Here is a 24,990-nt window from a genome sequence, read left to right as displayed (position 1 = left end):
CATCCCGAACTCAGAAGTGAAACGCAATCGCGCCGATGGTAGTGTGGGGTCTCCCCATGTGAGAGTAGGTCATCGCCAAGCGCCTAATTAAACAATGAAGCCAGCTGAATAAGCTGGCTTTTTTGTTTTTGATGTTTTCAGTTTCTGCTTTTTTCACTTTTACATTCTCCCTTAGATACCATTTCAGATTGGGTTACTCTAAAAATTTAGGTGGCCAATAAAAAGAGCAACCTAGGATGCTCTATTCTGAATTGGGGTTAGCGTGACCATGCTAGTTTGCTGCTGCGCAAAAAGTAACGAATAAGCTTATTGCCCATTAATTTTGGCTTTGAACTTTGCTTTAGTGACGTCATCGGCGAGTTGATACCAATAATCCAGCATATGGCTGATTTCGGCTTGAGTTGGTGAATCAGGCGCTGTGCTTTGTGTTATTGCAGCTGTGGATGCGACTGCTGTAATGGTAACTATAGTGGACGTCGCAGAAGCGGTGGCAGGCAGAGTTGGTGCACTCGTTGTCGCTGATACTTGAGGCTGAGTGGTAAACGTTATCGAGGCGGGATGTTGTCCCTGATTATACTGAAAGATTTCCTGCTCGAAGTTTCGGCCTATCTGTAACCCGTTTTTCACTAATCTATCTTGGTCGAACGCAATCACTTGATTATGCTTATCTAAAAGCATGAGTAATGGTAACTCATCGAATTGCTTTGCAGCCTTAGCCGAATCTATATTGGGCAGTTTGAGATGTAATTCTTGGTCTGTTTGATTAAAGCGAATGATCAGCACGTCCGATTGATAGCGTACTGAATTTGCCTGTTTACGGTATTGAGCATTGTAGCGAAAAGCGATTTGGTTCAATCCATTACTTAGCGTAACAGGTGAGGTGTTTAATGGCTTTTGTCCATTTACGGTGAGCAGCTCGACATCGCTTGGAAGCTGTAGAATGACTTCGGCACAAACGGGTTGTAGGCTGGCAAGCAGTATGGTTGATGCACACAGTATAGAAGGGGATTTCATAAGCTTTCTCTTCGTTTATATCACGTATTAATGATAAGTGAGATAACGGATTACACAAAACCTTAGATGGCAAAGGAATAAACTCATTTAGTTTATTTTGTTAAGGTTTAGAGCATGCAGGGATGAAACTAAAAGAAAAGGCTCACGAAGAGCCTTTTCTGATCCAAAGCACGAAGCTAGGTTAAACCTAATTCTTTTTAACTTAATCTAAGTGGAAGTAACGCAAATTACTTTGCTTTATCTTGGCTTAGGTTGATGCGGTACACGGCAAAACCGAGTTCATCTTTACTCAGTTTGGTCATTTCGCGTTGTTTATTCGCTTCAATAAAGGTTGCGGCTTTATCGCTATCTTGGGTTTGGAAGCGAATATCAAGGGTCACATTCGTGTTGATGGTTTTGAAATCCCAGTTGTAGTCAGCACTTGGGTTTACCATGCCTTCGTACTTGCCTGTTGCTTCATTGTACTTAGATTGCGCCGTGATATAGGCCGCTAAGGCTTCACGGTTGGTATCTGGCAGTTCCAGAACCACATGGTCACTGCCTGTACCGGCGAACTTACCACCAAAGGCGCGATAGTTATTTGAGGCCACGATAAATTCTTTGGCTGCAAATTCTTCGCCAGTGAATACTTTGCCATTTTCATCGGTATAGCTTAAATCGACGATACGGTTAGCATTGGCGTTGACAACAGCGCAGTCACGGTCGAATTTACTTGGTTGAGTGACATCAATTTTATAAGTTAAACCATCGAGTACGTCGAAGTTGTAGGTTGGATGACCGTCCCAGTTGATTAACTCCTGTGGCGTTGTTTTACTTGGGTCGATTTGCTTAAACTGGTTAGCGGAACATTCCAGCCAGTCTTTCAGCTCTGCGCCTGTGGCCTTTACCGCCACCATGGTATTAGGGTAGAGATAAAGATCGGCAGCATTTTTAAAGGTCAATGCGCCTTTATCCACTTGCACGTATTGGTCTGCATCGCTGGTTGTGCCATGGCGTCCGCCGGCTTTGAATGGCGCTGAGGCCGATAATACAGGCAGATCTTTTAACGCCTCTGGGAGTTTGGCTTTTACGTTGGCTATTTGTGCATCGGAAACGATTTGCACCGTTGGATCGTCCTGCACTAAGGTCAAGAAGCTATACATATCGGCGGCAGCAACCCCAATTGGCTCATCTACGAAGGCAAGTGTGCCTTGGTGCTCGGCGGCGACTGCATCATGAATGGCAGCGTCTGCTTCCACTAATGGCGTTTTAGTTGCGCCATCATAGATAGGACGAGCCTTAGTCGTTGCACTAAGTACCATCCATTTACCGTCTTTACGCTCTAGTTTAAAGTCAACCACACCTAAGTTATCACCCCAACGTCCAGGCATTACGGCTGGGACGCCGTTTAATAGACCCTTAGTCACATCTGTATTAGGTAGGTCGGCATATTTGGCATCGGGGAAGATGGAGTGGCTGTGACCAAACATAATGGCATTAATATCTTTTACATTCGTTAACGCGTAGGTAGCGTTTTCCGCCATTGGATCGCCAGGATTCTCTGTTGAACCGATACCAGAGTGGGGGATCGCGATAATCAAATCAGCGCCTTTCGCCTTCATTTCAGGCACATATTTCTTTGCTGTCTCGACGATATCTTCAACCTTAACTTTGCCAGTAAGATTTTGTTTATCCCACAATAAAATTTGTGGTGGCACAAAACCAATATAACCAATCTTAATGGTTTGGTTATTTCCTTCGCTATCGACGATTTGTTTTTCTTTAATGATATATGGGGTGAATAAATGCTCACCTTTTTTCACATTATTCCAACAACCGTTTTCATCAGCACAATATACGTTGGCGTTAATATAAGGAAATTTAGCACCATGAAGTGATTTATTTAAAAAATCTAAACCATAGTTAAATTCGTGATTCCCGATATTCCCCACTTCATAATCTAGTAGGTTCATCGCTTTATAAGCCGGGTGAACATCACCCATTTGCAGACCGACTTTAGCCATATAGTCGCCCATTGGACTGCCTTGAAGCAGGTCACCGTTATCAACGAGCACACTGTTTTTGGACTCCTGACGAGCCGCATGAATTAAACTTGCGGTACGTGCGAGGCCAATTGTTGGATCGACTTTGCCGTTGTAGTAGTTGAAATCCATGATATTCGTGTGCAGATCGGTAGTTTCTAGTACACGTAAATCCGCTTGAACAATTGGCTCATCATCTGAGCCACAGGCGCTTACACCAAGGGCGGCAGTGATCATCACTGCGAGTAGTTTTTTATTTAACATAGTTTTCTCTATTTATATTTATGTGCCCCTAATACATGCTCTATTTTTGAGCATGTCCATCATCCAGTTAACTTATATTCTGAAACTGTTCTGAAAACGATTAGTTACAGAAGCATTAAGTTAACGAACAGGATTATAAAGACATTTGATGATCTGAATGTGACATTAATTGGATAAAGGCTGTATTAAATTGTGACAATGAATTTGATTGGTTAAATTACAGTCGATATATGACGTGATTTTTGTTTGTCTGTTGGATAAACACTTGGATTGGTTGTTTGTTAAAAATAATTAATATTTGTTATTTAAATGGTTTGATTTTAAGCCGGTTTTTATATCGTTATCGCGTTAACCTTTAGCGTTTTTATAATTGTTCTTAGGTAACTTATTATTTTTAAATTAAATTATTTTTATATTTATCATGTTGTTTATGATTTTTGTTATTCAGATGTAATGTGGGCATGGCAGTGGTGCTCGCTTGATGATGTTATTTGAGGTTCGTCACACATAAAGCGATACAATTTAGCCTTGAATACGTTGGTCGAAAGCTTGGCTGAATGGCGGTTAACTTGCTAAGGTTGTGCATCGACGACAGTGCCTTGAAGATGCACTCGTTGGAAGAGAAGCCAAAATCCGTTACTCGCACCTTTCACTTAAAAAATATAAAGACAGGGCAGTGACACTTAAGGGAGTTAATATGCGTAAGTCTGTTATTTTTACCGCTGTTACCGCGGCGTTGTTATTGGGCGCCTGTTCTGAAAATTCTGCTGTAAATACTGAAGCTACTAATGCTGTCGCAGCCAAAGCTGCTTCAACACCAGCTCAAATAGATGCGACCAATGTGTTATTAAGTAAGAGTCCATTACAAGATCAAGCACCACAGTTTAATTTGATCAAGAGCTCGGATTATGCCCCCGCCTTTGCGCAGGGGATAAAAGAGCACGAGGCTGAAATCGCCGCCATTATTGGCAATAAACAGGCACCGACCTTTGAGAATACCATTTTAGCTATGGAAACGTCGGGTGGGTTGTTGACTCGAGTGTCACGCACCTTCTTTAACCTCGCGGGTTTGATCTCCGATGATAATTTTCAAAAAACGGAGGCGGATTTAGCGCCTAAGTTATCGGCTCATCGCGATAACATTTATTTAGATCCAAGCTTATTTGCACGTGTTGAAACCGTGTATCTACAACGTGACACGTTAAATGCTGAAGATAAGCGCCTAGTCGAGTTTTATTACGATCAGTTTGTGCGTGCAGGGGCCAAATTATCCGATGCCGATAAAGCCCAAATGCGTGATTTCAACGCTGAGTTGGCCACCCTAGCGACTGAGTTTTCCCAAAACAGTTTAAAGTCATTTAAAGACGATGTGATTGTCGTGACCGACAAGGCACAGCTAGACGGTTTATCTGATAGTGAAATCGCGACCTTAGCGGCCGCAGCGCAAGCAGCGCAAGCAGCGGGTAAAACGGGTTACTTGATTACCTTAGTGAACACGACGCGTCAGCCTATTTTAGCCAGTTTAAATAATCGTGAACTGCGCCAAAAAGTCTGGGAAACCTCGGCCCACCGTGCCGTTGCTAGCAATGGCCCTTTAATCGTGAAGATGGCGCAGCTGCGCGCCAAGAAAGCCAATTTACTCGGCTTTGATACTTGGGCTGCCTATGCCGTGGCCGACCAAATGGCTAAAACGCCAAGCGCAGTGTATGAAATTTTAGATGACTTGGCGCCTAAGGCGTTGGCTCACGCTAAGGCCGATGCGGCGGATATCCAAGCTGAAATCAAAAAAGCTGGCGGCAATTTTGAATTGCAACCTTGGGATTGGGCTTATTACGCCGAGAAAGTGCGCCAACAAAAGTATGCCCTCGACGAGAGCAGCATCAAACCTTATTTTGAATTCAATTCAGTGCTCAAGGATGGTTTGTTCTTCGCAATGAACAAACTCTACGGCATTAGCATTAAACCTCGCACCGATTTACCAGTATGGCATAGCGATGTGCTCGCCTTTGAGGTTTTCGATAAAGACAACAGCTCAATTGGCCTGTTCTATCTCGACCCTTATGCCCGTGAAGGCAAGGGCGGCGGCGCTTGGATGGATGAGTTTGTCACTCAGAGCGGGCTACTCGGTACTAAACCGGTTGTGTATAACGCCCTGAATATCCCGAAACCTGCTGACGGCCCAACCTTGATGACCTTCGATGAAGTGACCACTATGTTCCATGAATTTGGTCATGCGGTGCACGGTTTATTCTCCAAGGTGAAATACCCGAGTGTGGCAGGTACCTCTACGGCGCGCGACTTTGTGGAGTTTCCGTCTCAAGTTAACGAAGATTGGAACATTGACCCAGCAGTCATTGCCAATTACGCCAAGCACTATCAAACTGGTGAACCTATTCCTAAAGCCTTACTCGATAAAATCTTAGCCTCGAATAAATTTGGTCAAGGTTTTGATACCGTTGAGTATTTAGCGGCTGCATTACTGGATATGGAATGGCACTCGATTGGTGCCGACACCCAAATCAAGGATGTGGAACAGTTTGAGCATCAAGTGTTAGCCAAACATGGCCTCGATTTCGCGCCGATCCCACCGCGTTATAAGTCGAGCTATTTTAGCCATGCCTTCTCGGGTGGCTATTCAGCCGGTTATTACGCTTACCTGTGGACAGAAGTGTTTGCCGCCGATGCCTTCGCCTATATGGGCCAACATGGGGGCTTAAAAGCTGAAAACGGCGATAAGTTCCGTGAAGCGGTATTGTCTAAAGGCAACAGCGAAGATTTGATGCAGAATTACATCCACTTTACTGGTCAAAAACCTACGACCGATGCCTTATTAAAACGTCGTGGTTTAGTCGACTAAGCGAGTCATTGTAAAAAGGGCCAAAGGCTTGGTAGGGCAACCTATCAAGCCTTTTTTACACTATTGTTTTTCGATAATCTTTACTCTAAAATCCTGCCACATTTGACTGTGGGATAACTTCTTTATCCCGTATCGACGCCCCTCGAAAATCAGGCTCAGTTTCCCCTCCTTTGAGCCCTTGAGTACAGCTAAAGCGTAGCCTCTTTATATTGGATGTAGCATTAATGGTTTCGCAATTAAGTGAAGCAGTGCTGGATGTGATCGCTGACGCCTTGGTAGACAAAGGCTATATCTTTTTACCCGAGTTAGTTCCTAGTCATATAAGCCAAGTATTGCTGGAAAAAGTTCGAACAACAGAAATACATGAGTTGAAAGCGGCATCCATCGGACGTGGTGCAGAACAACAACTTAACCCCGATATTCGTCGTGATCGGATTCGGTGGTTAGAGGAGCAGCATGAGCCTGATTCACTCTATTTGGATTTGATGATGCAATTAAAGGATGGACTCAATCGTCGCTTATTTATGGGGTTGTTTGACTATGAAAGTCATTATGCTGTGTATCAACCCGGCGCTTTTTATAAGAAGCATGTGGATGCGCTAAAAGGCAGTCAAAACCGCATCTTAACCACGGTGTTTTTCTTAAATCCGGATTGGACGCCAGCAGACTGCGGCGAGCTGATTATTTACGATGAAGCCGATAATGTGATTGAACGTATAGCGCCAAAAATGGGGCATTTTGTGATTTTCTTAAGCGAGCGTTTTCCCCATGAGGTGACAAAAACCTTGGCGCAACGTAACAGTATTGCCGGTTGGTTTAGGGTGAGCACCAGCATGCATGGCTTTTAAAAGGGCTAAAAAAACCACCTTAGTTAAGGTGGTTTTTTGTATACAGTGATTCAATCCAAGGTATTAGGCTAACGATGCTTGAGTATCTTTGGCATTAAACTGTTCAATATCCAACTCATTTTCTGATTTACCAATCACAACGGCAGTCATCATATCGCCAGTTACGTTCGTCGCGGTGCGGATCATATCGATAATACGGTCGATTGCGGCGATAAAGGCAATACCTTCGAGCGGTAACCCAATCACACCTAAGGTCACTGTTAACATCACCATTGCGCTGCCTGGCACGCCGGCAGTACCGACAGAGGCAACCGTGGCGGTGACGGCAATCATCACATAATCTAAAGTATCGAGTGGAATGCCATAAATCTGCGCGATAAAAATCGCCGAAATTGCAGGATAGATACCACCACAGCCATCCATGTTCATAGTGGCACCGAGCGGCATAACAAAGGCGCTGTAGCGCTTAGAAACGCCCATGGTTTCAACCGCTCTAGTGCTGGCTGGCAACGTGCCAAAGCTTGAAGAGGTACTAAAAGCCACTAATTGCGCAGGCATAGCCTTGCGGAAAAATTGCATAGGGCTTAAGCCTGCAAATTTCACAAAGCCACCATACACAAAAATCATATGTATCAGGGCTGCAATATAGATTGCGGCGATAAACTTACCTAGAGGCAATAGGGTCGATAAACCGTATTCACCCACCACCCAAGCCATTAAGCCAAATACACCAATTGGGGTGAGTTTTAACACCATGCGAGTCAGTTGAAACATCACTTCGGCGCCCGCTTCAATTGTGCGTTTAAGCGGCTCAGCCTTCTCGCCGACCTTGTTGATGGCAATCCCAACTAAAGCGGCAAACACAATAATTTGCAGTACTTTACCTTCGGCCAGTGAGGCAAATGGATTGACAGGGATCATATCGAGTAGCACCTGCGCAAACCCGGGTATATTGCGCTCACGGACTTCAGTGGTGGCCAGTTGCATCGTGCCGCCCATATCAATAAGCGAACCAACGGCTAAGCCGATTAACGAGGCGATTGTACCTGTTAGCATAAACATGCCTAAGGTCTTAAGGCTTAAGCGTTTTAGATTGGTTTGAGAGCCTAGCGAGGTAATACTTACCACGATAGCGCAGAAGACCAGTGGCGCAACTAGCATTTTTATCGCGCTAATAAATAGATCGCCAAGCGGTTTAAGCACAGTTGCGCTTTCGCCTAATAACACGCCAACGAGCGCACCTAAGATAAAGCCTGTGAGGACTTTTTGCCAAAAAGGGATGCGGCTAATAGTTTGAAGGATCATGCGTTTTCCAAAAATATATCATTACAAGCCCATAGACCTGAGATGCTAGTATGTGTATCCACTTGAAGTAAATGAACTTATACCAAGCGGCGCGTCAGGTACAGGACAATTTCTGCCATTAAAGGCATTGTATCGGCAGTGACAGGGTTATAACAAACCGATTTTCTTATAACTTATTGTGATAAATGAGTTTGTTGTGAAATAGTTGGTTTTTACATTGTTTTAACGTCAAAGTTGTAACCCAATATTTAATGTAAAAAATTATTAATTTCATAGAGTAAGTTTTTATGTCGGACTTAATTGTCATGTTTTCGGGAGCTTTTTTGGCGGCCACCTTGTTACCGGGTGGATCTGAAGTTTTGCTCGTCGCCCTGTTAAATAAAGTCCCGCAAGCTTGGTTAGTATTAGTTGCTGTAGCCAGTATTGGTAATACCTTAGGGGCGATGACAAGTTTTTATCTTGGACGTTTAGGGCGGTTTGCTAAGTCCCCTGAGGCATTGAGTGAAGGCAAACATGCCAAAGCCTTAACACTTATCGAGCGTTATGGCGTGTGGTCCTTATTACTGTCGTGGGCACCGATTATCGGGGATATATTATGTTTACTTGCGGGTTGGTTAAAGCTACCCATGTTACCCGCGTTGAGCATGATTTTTATCGGTAAAACAGTTCGTTATCTTATGGTAGCTGCAGTGACATTACACTGGCTTGGTTGATTTATTAACGGAGTTGTTCGGTTAAAGGGCGGGATTTAGTAAAGGAAGTCATTGTATTAATTGGAACTTTACTGATATTTAAGCGTCTTAAGTGATTGTGGATAAAAGGTTTTGAGCTGAGCTAATTTTTAGCCCATTGATGTATAAGGGGAATACTTTGAAAAAATGGATACTAGCGGTTGCGATTTCCGCTGCACTTGCAGGCTGTGCCTCTGAAACTTCAACCCAAATACCTACAGGTATAAGGTTAATTGAAAATGTGCAACTCACAGATTCACAAGTCGGTATTCCCTATAAAAAATATCAGCTTGCTAATGGCCTTACCGTAATTTTGCATCAGGATCGCTCTGATCCTCTAGTGCATGTTGATGTGACTTATCATGTCGGCTCAGCTCGTGAGCTTGCCGGCCGCTCAGGATTCGCCCACTTATTTGAACATATGATGTTCCAAGGCTCAGAGCACGTTGCCGATGAGCAGCATTTTGAGGTGGTGACCGAGGCGGGTGGAATGCTTAACGGTTCCACTAATACTGATAGAACCAACTATTTTGAGACAGTCCCTAGCAATCAGCTCGAAAAAATGCTGTGGCTTGAGTCTGACCGTATGGGCTTTTTATTGCCAGCGCTGACCAGTGAGAAATTTGAAGTGCAGCGTGAGACGGTAAAAAATGAGCGCGCTCAACGGATTGATAATCAACCCTATGGCCGAATGAGCGAGCGTTTTAATCAAGCTATGTTTCCAGTTGGGCATCCATATTCCTGGCCTGTTATTGGCTGGCCTGAGGATCTTAACCGCGCCACAGTGGATGATGTTAAGCACTTTTTCCAGCGCTGGTACGGCCCTAATAATGCCACGCTGACGATTGGTGGCGATTTTGATGAGCAGCAAGCTTTAGCTTGGGTTAATAAATACTTTGGCGAAATCCCCCGAGGCCCAGAGGTTCAGTCCGAACCTAAGACCTTAGTTACGCTTGATAAGACCCGCTATATTTCGATGGAGGATAACGTACATTTACCGCTGATCCGTATAGGTTTTCCGACCGTGTATGCCAGTCATCCCGATGAGGCTGCGCTGGATTTATTAGCCAATATTTTAGGTGGGGGGAAAACCTCATTAATCTATAAAAATCTGGTGAAGGATGGTTATGCAGTGCAGGCCAGCGTGAGCCAACCCTGTCAGGAGTTGGCATGCCAGATGTCGATTTACGCCCTAGCTAATCCACAAAAAGGGACGACGCTTGCTGAGCTTGAGCAGCGGATCTTGGCATCTATTAATGAGTTCGAGCAGCGCGGCGTGACCGACGAAGACTTGCAAAAAGTAAAAGTCCAGTTTGAGGCCGATAGCATATTTGGTCTGCAAAGTGTCAAAGGAAAAGTATCGACTTTGGCGCTAAATCAAACCTTATTTGGTGAGCCGAATAAAATAGCTTCTGACCTTGCTCGTTACGCTAACGTCACTAAGGACGATGTGATGCGCGTATTTAAAAAATACATCAAAGACAAACCTATGGTGGTGATGAGTGTGGTGCCGCAGGGTATGAAGGCCTTAGTTGCCCATCCCGATAACTTCACTGCCCAAACGCTGCCGGTCGCCCAAACGGCGGTTGAAGGTGAATTACCTACCGCTAAATTGGTTTCAAGCTTTGATCGTTCAAAAATGCCCGCAACGGGGGCTGCGCCTGTGCTGAAAGTGCCACAAATCTGGACCAGTAAGTTAGCCAATGGCATTGAAGTGATGGGCACTCAAAGCGCCGAGACACCAACGGTTGAGTTGGTGATTTATCTTAACGGTGGTCATCGACTCGTCCCCGTCGAAAAGGCGGGACTGGCAAGCTTAACTGCGGAAATGCTCAATGAATCGACCCAAAAGCGTAGCAGTGAACAATTGTCACAGGCGCTTGAGATGTTAGGTAGCACGGTCGATTTTAGTGCTTCGGAATATCAAAGCACGATTAAAGTTTCAGCGCTCACCGAGCATTTGGATGAAACCTTAGCCATCTTAGAAGAAAAGCTATTTATGCCAGCCTTCGATGAGGCCGATTTTACTCGCGTGAAGCAGCAACAATTACAGCAAATTCAACATATGCAGTCTGATCCTAGCTATCAGGCCAATGCTGCGCTGTATAGCTTGCTCTATGGTAACAATAACGCCCTTGGGGTGAGTGATGCGGGAACGTTAGATTCAGTAGCCGCGCTGACACTTGCGGATGTGAAAGCATTTTACGCCGAGCAGTATCGTGGTGCTAATGCCAAAATTATTACTGTGGCAAATCTGCCTGAAAGCGCATTGTTATCAAAACTTGCAGGATTAAGTCAATGGCAAGGTGATGCCAGTGTATTGCCGCCGCTCAAATCATTCCCTGCTCTTAAAGGGGGCACTATTTATGTGATTGATAAACCCGGCGCTGCACAGTCGGTGATCAATATTGCGAAACGCGCCTTACCCTATGATGCAACAGGCAATTATTTTAAATCGTATTTAATGAACTACCCTCTTGGGGGGGCTTTTAATAGTCGTATTAACCTTAACCTACGTGAGAATAAGGGCTATACCTATGGCGCGCGTACAAGTTTCTCGGGAGCGGGTGAAGCGGGGGAGTTTATCGCCTCTAGCGATGTGCGTACTGATGTAACTGCTAAAGCCTTAAATGAGTTTATTAAAGAAATCAAAGCTTATCAGCAGCAAGGGATGACTGATGCGGAGCTGACCTTTATGCGAAACTCGGTTTCCCAAGGGCAGGCGTTGGATTATGAGACGCCTTATCAGAAGGCGGGTTTTATGCGGATGATTCAGCGTTATCAATTAAGCCAAGATTTTACTACCGAGCAGGACAAAATTATAAATACTGTAACAAAAGATGAACTCAATGCCCTCGCGGCTTCCGAGCTAGATATCTCACAAATGATCATCTTGGTTGTGGGTGACAAGGCTAAAATTGAAGCGGATTTAGCAACTTTAGGCTATCCAATTGAAACTTTAGTATTGTAAATTAGCTTTTTGGCCTTATATATATCTAACAAACCCAAAGATACGAGTTTCAACCTCTTTAGGTTGTTTGGGTATAAATTGCAGACAAGTTAATCGTGCAGCACAAAGTGGCTGTTGTCTAAAGTGTTAAAGTGTATGACGGTGACAGCATTAGCTGTCACCGTCCGCGTTTAATCGCAGAAGAATGTAATTTGGCTTGCCCCATGGACAGGTTTAGATTTATTTTGAGGCGTATTTTGAAAGATAAGCCTCAAAATAAAGGTCTGACTGTTAACCTTGTCGCGATAGCGAACCACCAATCAGAGAAGCGCAAATTGAAGCCATTCAATGAATTAGTACAACATTTCTCGGACGCTCAAGGGCGCGCCGCACTCCTTGGCATGCAACGTGGAATTGAGCGTGAGGCGCTACGTATTGATGAATCTGGCTACCTTGCGCTAGATGGTCACCCCATCGAGTTAGGGTCGGCCTTGACTCACTCGCGTATTACAACTGACTACAGTGAAGCACTGCTTGAATTTATTACTCCGGTGAATAATCAGGTTGAGCCGCTATTGCAAGGCTTGACCCAGACCCATGCCTATAGTGTGCGGCATTTGCATGGTCAGCGTCTTTGGCCCGTGAGCATGCCCTGCTATGTAAAAGATGAGGCGAATATCCCCATTGCTCGGTACGGTACGTCGAACACGGGTAAGATGAAAACCTTGTATCGTAAGGGCTTAACTTATCGTTACGGCGCTTTGATGCAGATTATTTCTGGGGTGCATTTTAACTTCTCGGTATCGCGGGAATTGTGGCAACGCCTCTATGAACTGAGCGATAAAGGCTTGAGCTTTGAGGATTTTATCTCCGAGTCTTACTTTGGACTTATCCGCAATTATCGCCGTTTGGTCTGGGTGTTGCCTTATTTGTTTGGCGCCTCTCCAGCGTTGTGTAGCTCATTTATCAAGGGTCAAAAGACCGATTTACGTTTTGAAAAGTCGGGACGCGGCACACTGTATTTACCCTATGCAACGTCGCTACGGATGAGCGATTTGGGCTATACCAATAAAGAGCAAGAAGATCTCAATATTAGTTATAATTCTCTGCCTGAGTATTTGGCGGGGATTAAAGCGGCAATTAAGATGCCATCGGCAAATTTTGCCAATATTGGCGTCAAGGTGGATGGTGAATATCGTCAACTCAATGCTAATGTGCTGCAAATTGAAAACGAATTTTACTCGCCTATCCGCGCTAAACGGGTGACAAAAAGTGGTGAGAAACCCTCTGAAGCCCTTGCCCGCGCAGGGGTGGAATATATTGAGGTACGTGCATTAGATGTGAACCCTTTTAGCCCGATTGGGATTGAGGCTAGCCAAGTGCGTTTCCTCGACTTGTTCTTACTCTATTGTTTATTAACAGATTCTCCTAAATCAGATGCGGCAGAGGAAGCTCGTTTAAGTGCTAACTTAAAGTCAGTTGTGCTTGAAGGCCGTAAACCAGGGCTTGAACTGATGACCGATTCGGGTACGCGGCCATTGCAGACGTGGCTCTTGGATCTCTTTGAGCATTTGGACTCATTGGCTAAGTTACTCGATGGTGATAAACACGATTACCAAGTGGCCTTAGCCCATTGGCGTGAAGCTGTAAATGACCCACAAAAAACCTTGTCGGGCCAAGTGCTTCAGCAATTGGTAACCAAGGGGCAAGATCATGGGCAGTGGGTGATGTCATTGGCACAGCAATATCATCAATATTTTATGGATTACCCCTTATCAGCTGAGGTTGTCAGCGATTATCAAGCTGAGGCACAAGCATCGCTTAACAAGCAAGCGGACATCGAAGCGGCGCAAAGTGCGGTATCCTTTGATGATTATCTGACTGACTATTTCGGCGCGCCAGCCTAATGAGTCAAGGTGTGAAGATGCGGACATTTATTCTCGCTGCCAGTTTGCTTGGGTCTACTGCGTTACTCTCAGGTTGCGCTTCATCCCCTGAAGATGATTTAAGTTGTGGTACGGTATCGGGCTATTTACAACCCGATGCTAGTACCCATTGGTATCGAGTGGTGGTGACTCATCTAGATGGTAAGCCTGTGGTCTCAAAGCCTAATTATCAATTAGCACCTGGGGAATATGAGTTTACCGTTGCCGAGTTAATTGATGCTCCATCCCTTGGGGTGTCCCTTAGCGCGCGAACGCCAAAAACCTTTACGTTAGTGGTCGAAGGGCACCAGCGTTACCACATAGGGGCATTATTCCACACGGATAAACGCTACATGGGTAAAGATACCAACTATTGGGAGCCTGGTGTGTGGCAACAAGAAAATCATGAATGCCAGTTTGATTTAAGTCCTGAAACAAAATAGTTCGTTTTAACAATGGATTGTCATTTCTGTTAATGAGTATGACCTGGAAATAGGCGCTAAGGTGATCTTAGCGCCAAAAACAGGATTGGTGCTTTGCCTCATTCTATCACTGTGCGATGATGGGCAAGTTTTACTTCTTTGGAGAACAAGCGCTTAATGAAATGGCTTTCGACAACTCTGTTATGTGCATCCATAGGTTTTCTGTCTGGTTGCGCCACTTCTCCGCCAAAATCTCCTGACAACCTTTGCGATATTTTTCAAGAACATCGTTCATGGTACGAGGCCGCTAAGGATACCCGCGATAAATGGGGCGTACCCGTGCATGTGCCTCTGGCAATGATGTATCAAGAAAGCTCGTTTAAACATAATGCGGCGCCGCCTATGCAGTACTTTTTAGGCTTTATTCCCATTGGCCGAGCCAGTGATGCCTATGGTTATGCGCAGGCCAAATCCATGACGTGGGATGACTATGTTCGCGAGACTGGTAATAGTTGGTCTTCGCGCAGTAATTTTGATGATGCCATGGATTTTATGGGCTGGTTTATTTACAAGACCAATAAAATCAATGGAATTTCTAAATGGGATGCGAAGGCGCAGTACCTCAATTACCACGAAGGTTGGGGAGGTTATCGTCGAGGCTCTTATAAGTCTAAGGCTTGGTTAGTCAAGGTTGCAGCTAAGGTGGATGATAGAGCCAAACGTTATGCGGCTCAGTATAAAACCTGCAAGGAGGATTTAGATTCTTCTTGGTTATGGCGGCTATTTTTTGATTAACCTTGCGCCCATGTACGAGGAGCTTATTGACTATAAGCTGTTGCCGAATGTTTATTGCGGCTGTTGATTATTAGCCGCTATGGCTTCGAGTGCATTAACGGCCTGTTTTTTACCGCGCTTTTGCTCATACATTGCATTATCAGCCTGTTTAAAAGACTTAGCCCAATCATTATCGTAAGGAGCGATGCCCACGCTAAAATTGAGATTTAGCGGCGACTCATGATGTAACTTAAGGCGCATGGCATCCAGATCGTTTTCGAGTAATTCAAGCGGGCCATGGCATAGGGCGACAAACTCATCGCCACCAAACCGAGAGATAATCCCTTTGTGTTTCCAGAAACCTAGGATTGTTTTAGCGACTTCTTTTATTGCCACATCGCCGACCTGATGTCCCTGTTGATCATTGATAATTTTGAGATTATCCATATCAATGATCACTAAAAAGCTGCCTAATTGAGCCTTAGGTTGCCAATGTTGCAGGGCATCTTCGAAGTTTTTACGGTTATAGAGTCCGGTTAAGTTGTCGAAGTTGGCGAGTTTAGTGATTTGTAATGACTTTTGATACAGGGCAATGGCGTTGCTGGCCTCGTGGGTAAGAATAGAGACCAAATTACGGTCGTAGTCGTTAAAGGCGCCAACACTACTGCTGTCGAGATTCAGCATACCGTAAAGTTTGCCATCAATCCGTATTGGGCTGGAGAGTGTGGAGCGTATCGGTTGCTTGGCTGCTGTAAGCAGCACCTGTTGCTGTTCATCTGTTAGCGTGCTTGCGGCATTGATATTTTTCATATCATCCACAACGACTACACGGTCACATTTACCCTTGGTGAGTCGATACTCGAAGGATTGTTCAAGGGAAAAATTTAATTGTTTTAGCTTGTTAAGATCGAGTCCAACTACTGACTCGAAATGCAGTCTATGGTTATCTTCATTGACTTTGATAATGCTGCCCATTTCTGCACCGTTAATAATACAGACGGCTTTATTCAACAGGGCATCGAGAAATGCATGTTCATTTTTATACTGACTCGACAGGTGGGCAAGTTCGTAAATGGCATCGTTAATGTTCACGACTTGCTCTAGATGTTGCCATAGGCGAGTTAAACGCCCTTGGTGGAGATAGTAGATTAAGCTGTAGGCAATGACATAGATAAGGCACACAAACAGCAGAGGGAGAATAGTCCAGCCTTCTGTCGGAGCATTAAAAACGAACAATAAAACGAAAAGCACTATCGGTACAATCAACAATAAGAGGTGATAGCGATAGTCTAAGCGGTCAATGGTTTTACGTTTAAAATTATCCCTTAATTTCACTCGGCAGTTCCTTTATTCGTGCTCCGGTTAGTCTGATTGAATCGCCACATCACTAACTCATTCACGCTGAGTAAGAATAAGTATATAACGAAGTTGATAAATTCACTGATAAAGGAATAAATATATTCCCTTATCAGTGATTTGCGCGGCTCGGTTAGGCTTTAGCAAACTCGGCTAAAATCCACGCTAGGGGCGTTTGGTATTGGCTTGGCATCCAAGTTTGCAACGCGCCAATACTATCTGTTAACACGCCCGTATTAGGCACCGAAAGATTTAAGTGCCCGACTTTACGGCCTGGGCGAACCTCTTTGTTGTACCAATAGAGCTCAGCATTAGGCAAGCTTAACCAGCGAGGATCGTTATCAATACCGATCAGATTGACCATCACGCATTGAAAGTTCACCTGTGGCTGCGGAATAGCAATCCCACACAAAGCTCTTAAATGCAGTTGGAATTGATCCATATGGGTACCCGCTTGGGTCCAATGGCCTGAGTTGTGTACCCGCGGCGCTAACTCGTTAACCAGCAGCTTATCGCCAACTCGGAAACATTCCATCGCCATTACGCCGACATATTCCAGCTCATGCATAATAGCGCTCAGCATGCCTTCCGCTTGCGCTTGCAGGTGATTCAGACGAGTCAGTGGCGAAATTGAGGCCATCAAAATGCCATCTTGGTGCAGGTTGAGTGTTAATGGATAAAACACGCATTGACCTTCACGGGTACGCACGCCGACTAAGGAGACTTCTTCATCGAAGTTGATTGCTTGTTCGGCAATGGCTAAGTTGCGCCAATCTTGGGGGATGTCACCCGCTTCAGCTTGTTTGAGCCAATGTTGGCCCTTACCGTCGTAACCGCCCGTGCGACGTTTCATCAACACGCGTGGGCCAAAGGCTTGATACAAGTTTTCGACGTTGGTCTTATCATCGACAAGTGTCCAAGGTGCCGTTGGGACTTGGAGCTGATCGAGTAAGCTTTTTTGGCAGTAACGGTCGGCCAAACGGCTAAATACTGGGCCGTTAACAAAATGCGGATGGCTACTGAGTTGTAAGCTTAAGGCGGATTCTGGCCACTGCTCGCGTTCGGCGGTGATAATATCCTGAGGCGCTAGCGGCAGGATTTCATCGGTTGGCGTCATGATATCGACGGCGCGAACATCAATAGCCAGTGGCTCGCCTGCGTGGGTCAGCATAGCGCCGAGTTGACCATTCCCTAATACCCAAACCTTTGATTTTGCATTTGCTTGGGTCATTAGGCTTCCCTCGGATCGGGATTGTCCAGTACTGCGCGGGTTTGTTCTTCCCTAAAGGCTTCTAAACGTGCGGCAAGATCTGCATCGTTATTGGCGAGAATTTGGCAGGCCAGTAGACCAGCGTTAAAGGCTCCAGCGGTACCGATGGCGAGTGTGCCTACGGCGATACCCTTTGGCATCTGCACGATAGACAGTAAGCTATCCATGCCCGATAGCGCTTTGCTTTGTACTGGTACACCTAATACAGGTAAGCGAGTTTTTGAGGCAATCATACCGGGTAAATGAGCTGCACCGCCCGCGCCACCGATAATAATTTTAAAACCACGGTCAGCGGCTCCGGCTGCAAACTCCATCAGCTTATCTGGCGTTCTATGGGCTGATACAACTTCAACATGGTAAGGCACTTGCAGTTTATCCATGATCTCAGCGGCGGCTTCCATTGTGGGCCAATCACTCTTAGAACCCATAACAACAGCAACAAGGGCTTGCATGATAACTCCTTAACTCACTAATTTTAATTATATTTCGACCTTGTTTCAGGTCTGGGTACAGTCGATGTTCGCGGCTCCTGTAAGAGCTGGGAGCATCATGGCGCAGAATAATACCATGTAAAGCCCGATTTCTGGCGTTTTTTGCGCGTAAAAATAGTGCCTTTAGGATGGATAAAGTGTTCGTTGAATTGGCCTAAATAAACCCTATACCCCAACGCAGATACTGTGCGTTGGGGATAAAATATCAATTTGCAATTAGTGGGTTGCTGCTGGATTAGATTCGACGATATGCTCAAATGATGGCGCTTCGGCTAAGGCTTCCCGCAGGGTAGGATAAAACTTCAGTATCCCTTCAATTGGTTGCACTTTAGCCCTCGCAAGGGTGCGAATGGGCTGAAACTGCAAATCGGCAATAATCAACTTAGTATGGTTATGCTTACATTTTTCAATCAGTTTATTGAGTGCTGCAAGACCGCCTGCATCCAGAATCGATACCCCATCTAAGTAAAGTACAATCACTTGTTTATCTTGAGTGAGGCTGGCGATTTCGGCAAAAATACGATCCGCAGCGGCAAAAAATAGTGGGCCATTAATTTTGAGCACGGCCCAGTCGGCGGGCAGAGGCTGATCGATATAACGCTTGTTGCTACTGATATCATACAGCTTGGTCATCTCCGCGATTTCTTTCATAAATAGCAGCGCGGCTAAAATAATCCCTACACTGATGGCAATCACCATATCGAATATCACCGTGAGTGAAAAACAGCTTAAAAACACCAATATATCGCTGGTGGGCGCAGTTTTCAGTAAATGCAGCGCTTTAGGGGCTTCACTCATATTCCAAGCTACAACCAGTAATAATGCGGCCATGGCCGACATGGGTAAGTAGGCAAGAACTCCTGCGAGCGCGACTAAACCAACCAAGACCACTATGGCATGGATCATCGATGCGATCGGACTCTGAGCACCCGCTTTAACGTTTGCCGCACTGCGGGCAATCGCCGCGGTTGCTGGGATCCCGCCAAAGAAGGGGGCGATAATATTGCCTATCCCTTGGCCGAGAAGCTCGCTGTTCGCGCTATGGCGCTTGCCTGTCATGCCATCAAGCACAACGGCACATAGCAGCGATTCTATGGCACCTAACATGGCAATCGCGAAGGCGGCGGGGAGTAAGGCTTGAAAAGTGGCCAGATTAAATTCAAAGGCTTGACCATTAGCGCCAGTTTGTAACCAAGGCCATTCAAAGTGGGGGAGAACCGCAGGGATACCTGTGCCGACACTGCCGTCGCTTAATTGGTAATGGAAACGTGTTCCTATGGTCTCAATATCAGCGCCCATAGCATTTAACACTAAAGCGAGAATACTGCCCAAAACGATGGCCGGAAGGTGGGCTGGTACTGGGATTTTTAATCTAGGCCAGAGTAGCATAGTGGCTAAGGTAGCAGCAGCCACTAATAAGCTTGGTAGGTGAAGTGCAGGCAATGCCTGACCTAGTGCCATGAGTTTGGCAAAATATTGCTCTGGCATGTGCTCTATATGCAGACCGAAGAAGTCTTTTAGCTGCAAGGTTGCTATCACCACCCCAATCCCTGCGGTAAAGCCTAAGGTGACCGATTCAGGAATGTATAGGATTAATCGACCCAGTCTTAACATCGCCATGGCAACCAGCATCATGCCAGACATGACGGTGGCTATCAGCAGTCCCGCCAACCCAAATTGTTGGGCGATGGGATAGAGTAAGACGACGAAGGCGGCCGTTGGCCCCGAGACGCTATAACGGGAGCCACCTGTCATGGCGATAATAAAACCACCGACAATGGCGGTGTATAAGCCATATTGTGGGGCGACACCGCTGGCTATCGCCAGTGCCATTGCCAGTGGTATCGCAATGATCCCGACGGTCAGACCCGCCATGAGATCTTGTCCAAAACGTTTAAACGAATATTTATCTTTTACGCACGCTTCGGTAAGGGCGTGGGCAATTCTTAATGAAAACAAATGAGCAGAGTGTGACACGAGAGGGTCCATAAACGCGGCTTATTACAAGGCTCTATTCTAGAGTCCAGAAGAATGTTCTTGTGTGATCATGGTTGCAAAAGACGCTTAAATGTCTTTGTTTTTAATAAATAGTATGCTTGGTAAAGTGAGTGTGGCAATTTCTCTTATCAAATAACCCTTTTGTGCCTAGGCTGCGTTTATAGGGATATCAACCATTGAGGTCACTATCACTAGGTCACTATCATGAAATATCCATCTTCAGTCTTTCGCCATAAAACGCATTTAAGCTTTGTTGTTTCGGGATTAACAGTCGCTGTACTACTCGGCTTGAGTGCTTGCAGTGATAAATCCGCGAAGCAGCAAAACCCTACTGAATTAGCAGTTCAAGCAAAAATTGCCGCGGAGCAACAAGCAGCGCTAAAGCAAAGTGCAGAACTTAAGCAAAGCGCAGAGCTTAAGGAAAGTGCCAAGCGTCAGGCCAATCGGCAATTGGATGCTGCAATCGCCATACAGGAGCAAGTCTCGTTAGCTAGGCTGCAAACAATGAATGCTGAGGGGCGATCGTATATTGCTCAACCTGCGGCCAGTATCAGTGCGGCGCCCGCGTTAAACGGCGATTGGCCAGGGGCTGTACGACCTGAGCGCAATCGATTCGAGAAGCAAGTGCAAAACGGCATCATGGTTGCAGGGGAGATCCCTGTATCGACTTTTGCAATTGATGTCGATACCGGCAGTTACACGACGTTAAGGCGAATGCTAAAGGAAGGGCTATTGCCTCAAAAGGACACGCTGCGGGTTGAAGAAATGCTGAATTATTTTTCCTATGACTATCCACTGCCGGGTAAAAATGAGGCGCCCTTTAGTGTTACCACTGAGCTTGCACCATCGCCCTATAACGATGACATGATGTTACTTCGCATCGGTTTGAAGGGATATGAGCAGAGTAAAGCCGAACTCGGCGCCAGTAACTTAGTGTTTCTGCTGGATGTGTCAGGGTCGATGGCATCGCCCGATAAATTACCTCTGCTGCAAACTGCCTTGAAAATGCTGACTCAGCAACTGGATGCTCAGGATAAGGTATCGATTGTCGTCTACGCTGGCGCCGCTGGAGTTGTGTTAGATGGCGCGGCGGGTAACGACAGTCAAACCCTTAACTATGCGTTAGAGCAGCTCAGTGCGGGTGGTTCTACCAATGGGGCACAGGGGATTCAGCTTGCCTATCAGCTTGCGAAAAAGCACTTTGTTGAAGGCGGCATTAATCGAGTGATACTTGCGACCGACGGCGACTTTAATGTCGGCACGACCAACCTCGATGAATTAATCGATTTGGTTAGCACGCAGAAGCAACTGGGCATTGGGCTAACGACGCTCGGCTTTGGTATGGGTGACTACAATGACCATCTGATGGAGCAATTGGCCGATAAGGGCAATGGACAATACGCCTATATTGATTCTATCAATGAGGCGAGAAAAGTGCTGGTGGAACAGTTAAGTGCAACTTTACTCACCATAGCCAAAGAGGTGAAAGTGCAGGTCGAGTTTAATCCCGCCCTTGTGGCCGAGTATCGTCTGATTGGTTATGAGAACCGTGCCCTCGCGCGGGAGGATTTTAATAATGATAAGGTGGATGCGGGCGAAATAGGCGCAGGGCATACCGTCACGGCGCTTTACGAGCTTCGCTATGTTGATGCGGGTAATTTGGCTAATGATCAACTTCGCTATGGGTATAATCCCAAAACGGGCAATGAAAAATATAGCCGCGATGAAATCGCCTATCTGAAATTACGTTATCAGCTACCGGATGCCACTCAAAGCCAGTTACTTACCTATCCAATCCGTGCCGATCAAAAAGTGAAATCCTTAGCACAGGCGAGTGATGATTTTCGCTTTGCCGCTGCGGTGGCAGGATTAGGACAGTTGCTGAATCAAAGCCATTATTTGCATCAATTTGATTATAATAAGCTTAGTGCGCTCACACGTTCTGCGCTGGGGGAAGATACCAGCGGCTACCGACATGAGTTTATGCAACTTGTCGATACTGCTGCGGCACTTGCACAAACACAGCGAGTAGCAATCAAAAAATCCTTTGATGTCGGAGATAAACCTTTCCCGCCCGAGGATAAACCGCATCAGCAATGAGCCAAATTATTATGTTTCAGTTAGTTAACCATTAGGGAGCTGCCATGGCCCTGGCGATACCGCAAATGCATGCCCATGAGCATACCGATGAACAGTTAATGCAACGCTATGCCAAAGGCGATGGCAAAGCGTTTGAGCAGCTTTATCTTAAACACAAAGGCGCATTGTACCGTTACTTTGTGCGCCAACTCGGTGACAAACAGTTAGCCGAAGATTTATATCAAGAAACCTGGGGGAGAGTGATCCGTGCCGCCGCCAATTATGAGCCGAGTGCTAAGTTTAATACTTGGCTCTATCGGATTGCCCATAATCTGTTGATTGACCACGTCAGAGCTGTCAAACCCGTCGACTTAGTTAGCCATGATAATGAGGAAGGGCTAGATACCTTTGTGGGGGCGGAGCAGGAACAACCCGATGTACATTGGCAGGAAACGCAAAAGAGCCTGTTACTGAAAACCTGTATTGCCCTGTTACCCCAAGTGCAGAAAGAGGCTTTTATTCTCAATATCGAAATGGGCTTTACCGCAGCGGTGATCAGCGATATTGCGGGGGTGACACTCGAAGCGACCAAGAGCCGTATTCGCTACGCGTATCAAAGCTTAAAAGATTGTGTCAATGCTAAATGGCAGGAGGTTGGTCATGAGTAATTCCACTCTGTCATCGGAAGAAGAGGCACTACGTCAGGAAGTCTCTGCTTGGTATCACAAGCAAGCACTGGAAATGCCACCCGAGCGGCTCGACCAAGATATTTTGCGCCTATCACAAGCTCATTTGGCTGAAATGAATGTGAGCCAGCTAAAGCCTGCTGCTACGCCTGTGTGGCGCCGTTTCCCATGGGCGTTATCGAGCGCCGCTTCCTTAGTGCTCGTTGTCGGTTTAGTGATCCTCAACCGAGGCAATTTTGAGGAAGAGTTAGTCGCGCCAGCAGCGTTGACTATGAGTGCGCCTATGCCAGCACAAGCACCGTTAGATAACGCTGCTCAGCAAGCCGAAATGGCGCGTCAAGCGAGAATGGAAGATGCCGCAACACAAAGTAGGCAAAGGGAAGCGATGAGGGCCGAAGCTAAGATGTCAGCCCCGGAAAATCAGCAAGCAGAGTCTCAAGCATTATCGCAAAGGGCGCGTGCATTGCCTCAAAGTGATGTAGCCGCAGCTGCGCTGCGTGATAAAGATGTGTTGATGGCGTCGTTAACACGTTTGCAGGCGTTAATAGACTCGAAGCAGATACAGGAAGCCTTAGCTCTTGAGCAAAGTTTAGTGAAGCAGTATCCCGAGTTGTCTAAAACCAATGCTGAATCTACCGATGACACAAAGGCAATTGAGAAATTTAAAGCTCTACAGTATCAGCTTCATTCTGTGAGCAAATAAAGCGTAAATCAGTGGGCTGGTCTCATTAAGGCCACTCACTGATATTAATATCTTATTCTTAACGTTGTCGTATTAATCTAGGACACTTTTTACAGGTCGTAATGTTAATTACTTGATCATGGTCATAAAGTGCACAGGAACTCGCCTGTTATATTGGATATTGATAAACGACTTGACTAGTATCAATAGTCAGTCCTAAGTTCAGGAGGCGATATGCTCAAAAGACTCATGCATGATCATAAACATATAGCAGTGCTATTGAATGTCTTGAAAAATAAACAGATGAAATTAGTTGAAGGCGAGGCGATTAATTTTATTGTTGTGAGAGACATCGTTGAGTATATGCAAGGATATGCTGAGCGTAGCCATCACCCCGTTGAAGATATTATTTATGCTTATTATTTGGCACATAAGGCGAATGATGACATCGACAAGCTAAGTGCCGAGCACCAAGTTGTGACTGAGGCTTCATCGGCATTAATGAATACTTTAAACCTGATATTAAGTGACATTGTTGTCGCAAGGGATAAACTGATTGCCGATTTTGCCGAATATGTTGACTTACAAGAAAAACATATGCAAATGGAAGAGCGGGAGATTTTCCCCTTACTTGCGAAGTCTTTAACCGAGCAAGATTGGAAGGAGATTGAACAACAATGCCAAGCATCGTTAATTGATGATCCGCTATTCCTTGACCGAGAGCAGCAAGCCTTTGATGACTTACGTTCCTATTTAAAAGCGTCCGATTAGGGGTTGTAAGTCATCTGAAGGGTAAAAACAGAAAAAGCGCCATAAGCGCTTTTTCTCTATATCCTGTCAATAAAAAAAACAGCAGGTTACAACTGGATGGTGTCTATATCGTAATCAAAGTTGTTATCAATCTCTTGCAGTTCCTTGAGTAAACGATGTTTGTCCTTTAACGCCTCGATTTCGCGCCACTTACGCTTTTTATTAGCACCACGCGAACGGTCGGGTCTTTCTACAACTTCATCTAGCGCACAACCATAATCTAAACGATCCATGGTAACCTCCTGTTGTTGTATGTTTTGTCAGCGATTAAATAACATATTTTCAAAACAGGGTGCAAGAATTATGTTTCATTTGTGTTAACTTGAAATGAAATTTGGATGATATGTCATTGATCTTAACTATCACTTTAGTGGTAGTTGCTTCTTGAAATGTTTATTTTATTTTTAGCCCAAAACCACCTACTTCAGTAGGTGGTTATCATCATATGAGGCTTTGCCTGTATACCTACTCATGTTAAATGCATCTTTGATTTTTAGCGAAGTCAAA

Annotated in this window: 19 protein-coding genes and 1 rRNA gene; 12 read left to right on the top strand and 8 right to left on the bottom strand. The window is 45.4% G+C overall.

The features are described 5' to 3' along the window. Window positions 1-81: ribosomal RNA gene (gene rrf / locus M0413_RS21565) — 5S ribosomal RNA — on the top strand; the annotation flags it as partial. Between the two features lie 225 nt (window positions 82-306). On the opposite strand, the gene M0413_RS21560 is transcribed toward rrf, so the two are convergent. Then, window positions 307-1,014 carry a DUF2057 domain-containing protein gene (locus M0413_RS21560; protein ID WP_249555595.1) on the bottom strand — a complete coding sequence of 236 codons (708 nt, stop codon included), beginning with the start codon at window positions 1,012-1,014 and terminating at the stop codon, window positions 307-309. Between the two features lie 227 nt (window positions 1,015-1,241). After that, the gene (locus M0413_RS21555; protein ID WP_144376100.1) at window positions 1,242-3,299 is read right to left on the bottom strand and encodes a bifunctional 2',3'-cyclic-nucleotide 2'-phosphodiesterase/3'-nucleotidase; all 2,058 of its coding nucleotides are present in this window, start codon (window positions 3,297-3,299) and stop codon (window positions 1,242-1,244) included. Window positions 3,300-3,996: 697 nt separating this feature from the next. Here M0413_RS21555 and M0413_RS21550 point away from each other — a divergent pair. Together M0413_RS21550 and M0413_RS21545 are read left to right on the top strand one after the other, a co-directional pair. Next, window positions 3,997-6,156 (top strand): M3 family metallopeptidase, encoded by a 2,160-nt coding sequence (locus tag M0413_RS21550; RefSeq protein ID WP_249555593.1) that lies wholly within the window; start codon window positions 3,997-3,999, stop codon window positions 6,154-6,156. A gap of 224 nt (window positions 6,157-6,380) precedes the next feature. Continuing rightward, window positions 6,381-7,004 carry a 2OG-Fe(II) oxygenase gene (locus tag M0413_RS21545; RefSeq protein ID WP_249555591.1) on the top strand — a complete coding sequence of 208 codons (624 nt, stop codon included), beginning with the start codon at window positions 6,381-6,383 and terminating at the stop codon, window positions 7,002-7,004. Window positions 7,005-7,067: 63 nt separating this feature from the next. Here M0413_RS21545 and M0413_RS21540 read toward each other — a convergent pair whose 3' ends face one another. Further along, complete coding sequence (locus tag M0413_RS21540; RefSeq protein WP_037421282.1) at window positions 7,068-8,309, bottom strand: dicarboxylate/amino acid:cation symporter; 1,242 nt, start codon at window positions 8,307-8,309, stop codon at window positions 7,068-7,070. Between the two features lie 287 nt (window positions 8,310-8,596). Here M0413_RS21540 and M0413_RS21535 point away from each other — a divergent pair, with 287 nt between their 5' ends. From M0413_RS21535 to M0413_RS21515, 5 genes are all read left to right on the top strand, one after another. Continuing rightward, the gene (locus M0413_RS21535; protein ID WP_037421279.1) at window positions 8,597-9,022 is read left to right on the top strand and encodes a YqaA family protein; all 426 of its coding nucleotides are present in this window, start codon (window positions 8,597-8,599) and stop codon (window positions 9,020-9,022) included. Window positions 9,023-9,161: 139 nt separating this feature from the next. Beyond that, window positions 9,162-12,011 (top strand): M16 family metallopeptidase, encoded by a 2,850-nt coding sequence (locus M0413_RS21530; protein ID WP_249555589.1) that lies wholly within the window; start codon window positions 9,162-9,164, stop codon window positions 12,009-12,011. A gap of 236 nt (window positions 12,012-12,247) precedes the next feature. Then, a complete protein-coding gene (gene gshA, locus M0413_RS21525; protein WP_047536893.1) occupies window positions 12,248-13,897 on the top strand; it encodes a glutamate--cysteine ligase in 1,650 nt (549 codons plus the stop codon). A 17-nt stretch (window positions 13,898-13,914) separates the two neighbouring features. After that, window positions 13,915-14,358: a hypothetical protein gene (locus tag M0413_RS21520; RefSeq protein ID WP_086024063.1), complete on the top strand. Its 444-nt coding sequence runs from the start codon at window positions 13,915-13,917 to the stop codon at window positions 14,356-14,358. 156 nt (window positions 14,359-14,514) lie between these two features. Further along, complete coding sequence (locus M0413_RS21515) at window positions 14,515-15,132, top strand: transglycosylase SLT domain-containing protein (RefSeq protein WP_037421266.1); 618 nt, start codon at window positions 14,515-14,517, stop codon at window positions 15,130-15,132. A 51-nt stretch (window positions 15,133-15,183) separates the two neighbouring features. Here M0413_RS21515 and M0413_RS21510 read toward each other — a convergent pair whose 3' ends face one another. The 4 genes from M0413_RS21510 to dauA form a co-directional block, all read right to left on the bottom strand. Beyond that, window positions 15,184-16,446, bottom strand: a complete 1,263-nt coding sequence (locus M0413_RS21510; protein WP_169548124.1) for a sensor domain-containing diguanylate cyclase — start codon at window positions 16,444-16,446, stop codon at window positions 15,184-15,186. A 154-nt stretch (window positions 16,447-16,600) separates the two neighbouring features. Next, window positions 16,601-17,698 carry a 5-(carboxyamino)imidazole ribonucleotide synthase gene (gene purK / locus M0413_RS21505; protein ID WP_249555587.1) on the bottom strand — a complete coding sequence of 366 codons (1,098 nt, stop codon included), beginning with the start codon at window positions 17,696-17,698 and terminating at the stop codon, window positions 16,601-16,603. Continuing rightward, the gene (gene purE / locus M0413_RS21500) at window positions 17,698-18,189 is read right to left on the bottom strand and encodes a 5-(carboxyamino)imidazole ribonucleotide mutase (RefSeq protein WP_037421257.1); all 492 of its coding nucleotides are present in this window, start codon (window positions 18,187-18,189) and stop codon (window positions 17,698-17,700) included. The genes purK and purE overlap by 1 nt, the downstream gene beginning before the upstream one ends. A gap of 255 nt (window positions 18,190-18,444) precedes the next feature. Beyond that, window positions 18,445-20,205, bottom strand: a complete 1,761-nt coding sequence (gene dauA, locus M0413_RS21495; RefSeq protein ID WP_249555585.1) for a C4-dicarboxylic acid transporter DauA — start codon at window positions 20,203-20,205, stop codon at window positions 18,445-18,447. 225 nt (window positions 20,206-20,430) lie between these two features. On the opposite strand from dauA, the gene M0413_RS21490 reads away from it, so the two are divergent. The 4 genes from M0413_RS21490 (at window position 20,431) to M0413_RS21475 (ending at window position 24,444) form a co-directional block, all read left to right on the top strand. Further along, complete coding sequence (locus tag M0413_RS21490) at window positions 20,431-22,326, top strand: vWA domain-containing protein (RefSeq protein ID WP_249555584.1); 1,896 nt, start codon at window positions 20,431-20,433, stop codon at window positions 22,324-22,326. Between the two features lie 44 nt (window positions 22,327-22,370). Then, window positions 22,371-22,973 (top strand): sigma-70 family RNA polymerase sigma factor, encoded by a 603-nt coding sequence (locus tag M0413_RS21485; RefSeq protein WP_011717976.1) that lies wholly within the window; start codon window positions 22,371-22,373, stop codon window positions 22,971-22,973. Then, on the top strand, window positions 22,966-23,694 hold the full coding sequence (locus M0413_RS21480; RefSeq protein ID WP_249555583.1) for a hypothetical protein: 729 nt from the start codon (window positions 22,966-22,968) through the stop codon (window positions 23,692-23,694). Before M0413_RS21485 ends, M0413_RS21480 begins: the two co-directional genes overlap by 8 nt. A 213-nt stretch (window positions 23,695-23,907) precedes the next feature. Beyond that, window positions 23,908-24,444: a hemerythrin domain-containing protein gene (locus M0413_RS21475; protein WP_249555582.1), complete on the top strand. Its 537-nt coding sequence runs from the start codon at window positions 23,908-23,910 to the stop codon at window positions 24,442-24,444. 86 nt (window positions 24,445-24,530) lie between these two features. Here the strand turns inward: M0413_RS21475 and M0413_RS21470 are convergent, their stop codons facing one another. Continuing rightward, window positions 24,531-24,716, bottom strand: a complete 186-nt coding sequence (locus M0413_RS21470; RefSeq protein WP_037421244.1) for a DUF3545 family protein — start codon at window positions 24,714-24,716, stop codon at window positions 24,531-24,533. Between the last annotated feature and the right edge of the window lie 274 nt (window positions 24,717-24,990).

Origin of the sequence: Shewanella sp. 8A, from assembly GCF_023475945.1 — a bacterium.
Classification (GTDB): domain Bacteria; phylum Pseudomonadota; class Gammaproteobacteria; order Enterobacterales; family Shewanellaceae; genus Shewanella; species Shewanella xiamenensis.
This window is presented reverse-complemented; position numbering and strand designations above follow the sequence as displayed.

What these genes read in the sequence shown, in the direction of transcription:
- M0413_RS21560 (WP_249555595.1), bottom strand. Translation starts at nt 1,014, where the DNA reads ATGAAATCCCCTTCTATACTGTGTGCATCAACCATACTGCTTGCCAGC.
- M0413_RS21470 (WP_037421244.1), bottom strand. Translation starts at nt 24,716, where the DNA reads ATGGATCGTTTAGATTATGGTTGTGCGCTAGATGAAGTTGTAGAAAGA.
- M0413_RS21545 (WP_249555591.1), top strand. Translation starts at nt 6,381, where the DNA reads ATGGTTTCGCAATTAAGTGAAGCAGTGCTGGATGTGATCGCTGACGCC.
- purK (WP_249555587.1), bottom strand. Translation starts at nt 17,698, where the DNA reads ATGACCCAAGCAAATGCAAAATCAAAGGTTTGGGTATTAGGGAATGGT.
- M0413_RS21530 (WP_249555589.1), top strand. Translation starts at nt 9,162, where the DNA reads ATGTATAAGGGGAATACTTTGAAAAAATGGATACTAGCGGTTGCGATT.
- M0413_RS21520 (WP_086024063.1), top strand. Translation starts at nt 13,915, where the DNA reads ATGCGGACATTTATTCTCGCTGCCAGTTTGCTTGGGTCTACTGCGTTA.
- M0413_RS21555 (WP_144376100.1), bottom strand. Translation starts at nt 3,299, where the DNA reads ATGTTAAATAAAAAACTACTCGCAGTGATGATCACTGCCGCCCTTGGT.
- M0413_RS21550 (WP_249555593.1), top strand. Translation starts at nt 3,997, where the DNA reads ATGCGTAAGTCTGTTATTTTTACCGCTGTTACCGCGGCGTTGTTATTG.
- purE (WP_037421257.1), bottom strand. Translation starts at nt 18,189, where the DNA reads ATGCAAGCCCTTGTTGCTGTTGTTATGGGTTCTAAGAGTGATTGGCCC.
- M0413_RS21515 (WP_037421266.1), top strand. Translation starts at nt 14,515, where the DNA reads ATGAAATGGCTTTCGACAACTCTGTTATGTGCATCCATAGGTTTTCTG.
- M0413_RS21485 (WP_011717976.1), top strand. Translation starts at nt 22,371, where the DNA reads ATGGCCCTGGCGATACCGCAAATGCATGCCCATGAGCATACCGATGAA.
- M0413_RS21540 (WP_037421282.1), bottom strand. Translation starts at nt 8,309, where the DNA reads ATGATCCTTCAAACTATTAGCCGCATCCCTTTTTGGCAAAAAGTCCTC.
- M0413_RS21475 (WP_249555582.1), top strand. Translation starts at nt 23,908, where the DNA reads ATGCTCAAAAGACTCATGCATGATCATAAACATATAGCAGTGCTATTG.
- M0413_RS21480 (WP_249555583.1), top strand. Translation starts at nt 22,966, where the DNA reads ATGAGTAATTCCACTCTGTCATCGGAAGAAGAGGCACTACGTCAGGAA.
- M0413_RS21535 (WP_037421279.1), top strand. Translation starts at nt 8,597, where the DNA reads ATGTCGGACTTAATTGTCATGTTTTCGGGAGCTTTTTTGGCGGCCACC.
- M0413_RS21490 (WP_249555584.1), top strand. Translation starts at nt 20,431, where the DNA reads ATGAAATATCCATCTTCAGTCTTTCGCCATAAAACGCATTTAAGCTTT.